The sequence below is a fragment of the Peribacillus sp. P4_C12 genome, from assembly GCF_056402095.1.
Genome location: NZ_JBFUIB010000300.1, coordinates 1 through 4505, shown reverse-complemented (window position 1 = coordinate 4505; position 4505 = coordinate 1). Strand labels below are relative to the sequence as shown.

Here is a 4505-nt window from a genome sequence, read left to right as displayed (position 1 = left end):
TTCCTGTTTCAGGGGATTTTAAATACCCCTGAAACAGGAATTCTTGGAATTGGCTCTGCTTATGATACTCCCCTCTATATTGAAGATACGTTGGAAAGAAGAACTATTTTGCCACTCAGTTTAACCTTTGATCATCGTGTCTTAGATGGGGCTCCTGCTTCTGCCTTTTTACAAACAATAAAAAGATATTTAGAAGAGCCAATGACCATGCTTTTATAGAAAAAGGAGGAAATCTCTTGAATCGTATAGCAATTATCGGAGGAGGTCCTGCTGGGTATGTAGCGGCAATTACTGCTGCCCAGCAGGGAAAAGAAGTGACACTGGTTGTCGATGGGCCACTTGGAGGAACCTGTTTAAACGAAGGATGCATGCCAACGAAGTCTTTGTTAGAAAGTGCTGATACGTATGAGTTGGTGAAAAATGCAGGTGAATTGGGAATCCGTCTCCCATCTAACTCAATTGAAATCGATTGGGAAGTGGTGCAGAAACGAAAGAAAGCTATTGTATCGACACTTGTCCAAGGCGTTCATTATTTAATGAAAAAAAATAAAATAAAAGTAATTCAAGGAAGAGCTTCTTTAATAACGAACCACCAACTTCGGATAGAAAATGACAATAAATATGAAGAGATTGAAGCTAGTAAAATCATTATTTCTACAGGTTCCGAACCGATTCCATTGCCATTTGCACCGTTCGATGGTAAATGGATCATCCATAGTGGTCAAGCCATGTCACTCCCTTCTATTCCTACTTCACTTTTGATTATTGGAGGCGGAGTCATTGGATGCGAGTTTGCAAGTATTTATAGCCGGATGGGCACTAAGGTCACAATCGTTGAGATGGGGGAAAAGCTGYTCCCAGGGGAAGATGAAGATATCTCAGGGGTTCTACATAAAGAATTGGAAAGCCAAGGGGTAATAATCCATGCCTCCACATCTGTCAAAGACATGAATACTAATAATAAGAAAGTATTTTTAGATAAAAGTGATGGCAATATTGACGAAGTTCATGCCGATTACGTACTTGTTTCAATAGGGAGAAAGCCTAGAGTAAACGGAATGGACCTAGAGCGGAATGGTATTGATTTTTCTAAACATGGTATTTCTGTAAATAATCAAATGCAAACAAGTAATTCTTCAATATATGCCTGTGGTGATGTGATTGGTGGAATCCAACTTGCACATGTAGCTTTTCATGAGGGAAGAGTAGCTGCTCTGAATGCCTGTGGACACGAGACTAAAGTAAATTATCGAGCAATTCCCCGATGTATTTATACTTCCCCTGAGATTGCTAGCGTAGGATTGACGGAAACAGAAGCAAGAAATAAATATGGTGATATTAAAGTTGGAGAATTTCCTTTTTCCGCAAATGGAAAAGCTGTCATTTCTAACAAACAAATTGGAAAGGTCAAAGTCGTAGTAGATACTCAATTTAATGAGATTCTTGGATTTTCCATCGTTGGCCCACACGCGACAGAAATAATTGGTCAAGGAACGGTCATGCTCCATGCGGAAATTACGACTGATATTATGGAAGATTTAATAGCAGCGCACCCAACCTTGTCGGAGTGCATACATGAGGCATTATTAAGCGTTAGTGGCCAAGCAGTGCATACTTAAATGAACTGAATCCTATTGAATTGGGGGTATTTTGTATGGTTATTAGTCATCGAACAGCGATTGTCACTGGTTCAGGTCGTGGAATTGGACGTGCGATTGCATTGAGACTAGCTCAAGATGGATTGAATGTGGTGATAAACGACGTCAATTTGGACAGCGCCGAATCGGTCGTAAACGAAATTAAGGAACTTGGACGTGAAAGCTTTGCAGTGAAAGCTGATGTAAGTAAAAGAAATGAAGTATTCAATATGGTTGATCAAGTTGTGGATCATTTTGGACAACTTGATGTTATGGTTTCAAATGCAGGAATTGCCCAAATTAAACCGTTGCTTGAAGTGACTCAGGAAGATCTTGAACAGATTTTTAGTATAAATGTAAATGGTGTGCTTTTTTGCCTGCAAGCGGCTGCTGAGCAAATGAAAAAGCAAGAAGGCGGGAAAATTATTAGTGCTGCCAGTATAGCTAGTTTCAAAGGGTTTAGCCTACTAGGAACTTACTCAGCAACTAAATTTGCCGTTAGAGGCATTACACAAGCGGCAGCACAAGAATTGGCTCAGTTTGGAATTACGGTAAATGCATACTGTCCAGGTATCGTCGGTACACAAATGTGGGATCTTATCGATGAAAAAATGGGGCAATATATGAATCTGGGAAAAGGAGAAGCATTTAAAAAGTTTTCGGATTCTATTACCTTGGGACGACCTGAGACCCCAGAAGATGTTGCGAAGTTTGTTTCGTATCTCGCCTCACGAGATTCTGACTATATGACAGGACAATCTATCATGATTGATGGAGGCGTCATTTTTTCATAAAACAAGCATTATAGGACTAGGAATTACGCATAAATGATTAATAAGTAAGCTTCACGTGAATGATCATGTGAAGCTTTTATTGTGAAGTTTATGTTAATTGTAATCAAAATATTGTAAGCGTATACATAATCTAATATAATAAAGTGGACCTCGATTAACTTCCTTTTTATTACTCCACGGTATTATTTCTCTTGATTGAAAAGACATGCTTTTATTTTTCAAATGAATGTTGAAAATGTTTAAACCAGATGATTAGAGGAGGATTATATGTTATCCACTAGTTGTTATCTACGTACATGGGAACGGTTTATTAGTGAGGGGGTTCTCGATTCAAATCGCTTGGACAAGCGAATTAAGGAATCTTGGCATCGATGTAAAAAAGAACAAGTCAATCCGTATCTAAATAAAGGTAAGCATGTGTTAACAAATGATTTATTGAACGTTCAAAGAGAAAAAAACTCCGTACTTCTAGATGTAGCTTCGCCCCAATTAACAAGAATGAACCAAGCGATTAAAGAGTCTGGCATGATGGCTTTATTAGTAGACCCTGATGGATATGTTCTTTCCCTCTCAGGAAACGAAAAAATTCTGGATGAAGCAGGTAAAATAAATTTTGTGGAAGGCGTACGCTGGACGGAGGGGGAAGTCGGAACAAACGCGATTGGAACCGCTTTGAAAACGGGGGAGGCAGTAATGATTCAAGGAACCGAACATTACTCTATTGCCTCACATAAATGGAGTTGTTCTGCAATGCCTATTTTTAATGAAGATAGAATGTTAATGGGTGTTTTAGATATATCGTGTCCGGTTGAATATTTTCATCCATCTATGCTTGGTATGGTTGCCACTTTGGCGTATACGATAGAACAAGAGATGGCGGTTCACTCCTATAAAAGAGAGTTGGCACTAACTCAGCATTCTATTGAACTAGCAGAAGCTTATCCAGACCGCCCCTTTATTGTTTGTAATCATAAAGAAATCATCATTTCAGCCAGCAAACAAGTCCGTCAAAAAATTTCTCAATCTATTGGAATGAGACTATCTGATTTTTTAACCTTTGGATACCAAATTGAAAAGGAAACTCCGCTTATTTCTACAGAAGATAAAAGGGTATCAGGAAAGTGTATATTTTTATCAGAAGGTCATACCCAAAATAGGCTTTTTCCAACTTCTTCGCCATCTAAGTTGTTTAATTTCAAGGGTGAAATGGGTATTAGTGAAGCGTTTCAAAACACATTACATAAAGTAAAGCTTGTTGCACCAACCGAAGCTAATGTGTATATATCTGGTGAAACAGGGGTTGGAAAAGAGCTTGTTGCTTTGTCTATTCACGAAAATAGTCCTCGTAAAAAAGGACCGTTTATCACCATAAATTGCGGAGCCATCCCCAAAGATTTAATGGAGAGTGAATTATTTGGTTATGTCGAAGGCGCATTTACAGGGGCTAAGCGTCAAGGGCATAAAGGGAAATTTGAGCAGGCTAATGGAGGGACTATTTTTCTCGATGAAATTGGTGAAATCCCACATGCGATGCAAGTGGCGTTATTGCGTGTACTTCAGGAAAAAAAAATCGTTCCGATTGGTGGTACAAAAAGTATATCTTTAGACATTCGCTTTATTACAGCAACACATCGTAACCTTGCAGAGCTTGTAAATGAAGGATCCTTTCGCCAAGATTTATATTATCGTTTAAATGTTTATCCTGTATTTGTACCACCCTTAAGGGAAAGGAAAGGGGATATTCCGTATCTTGTCCGCTATCTTAGTGAAGTGAATAACTGGAATATTCCATTATCAGAAGAATTATTAAATAGTTTAAAGGGTTACAATTGGCCGGGGAATATAAGAGAACTACAGAATGTTCTGCAACGATTGTCTATATTGCTTCAAGATGGACGAGTAGATTATGAACAATTATTAAATTCTATGCATTCACTAGCACTTACGCAGCAAGCGGATTGCCAGTCTCCGAAGGAAATTGATAAAAATTGTATTATGGGAAATGAACTGACAACCCGAGAAAAAATACAAAGAGATTTAATGCTAGAGGCATTGCAAAGGACACAAGGAAATG

Annotated in this window: 4 protein-coding genes; all 4 read left to right on the top strand. The window is 38.5% G+C overall.

What is annotated here, in order from left to right; translation table 11 throughout:
- Positions 1-219 (top strand): 2-oxo acid dehydrogenase subunit E2 (locus AC1DUW_RS21515; RefSeq protein ID WP_477643416.1); only part of this gene is annotated, 219 nt, incomplete at its 5' end.
- 17 nt (positions 220-236) lie between these two features.
- Positions 237-1619 (top strand): dihydrolipoyl dehydrogenase, encoded by a 1383-nt coding sequence (gene lpdA, locus AC1DUW_RS21510; protein ID WP_477643415.1) that lies wholly within the window; start codon positions 237-239, stop codon positions 1617-1619.
- Between the two features lie 35 nt (positions 1620-1654).
- Entirely contained in the window at positions 1655-2431 is a 777-nt protein-coding gene (locus tag AC1DUW_RS21505; RefSeq protein ID WP_053346092.1) for an acetoin reductase, read from the top strand.
- A 267-nt stretch (positions 2432-2698) separates the two neighbouring features.
- The coding region (locus AC1DUW_RS21500; RefSeq protein WP_477643414.1) for a sigma-54-dependent Fis family transcriptional regulator at positions 2699-4505 on the top strand (1807 nt) is incomplete at its 3' end.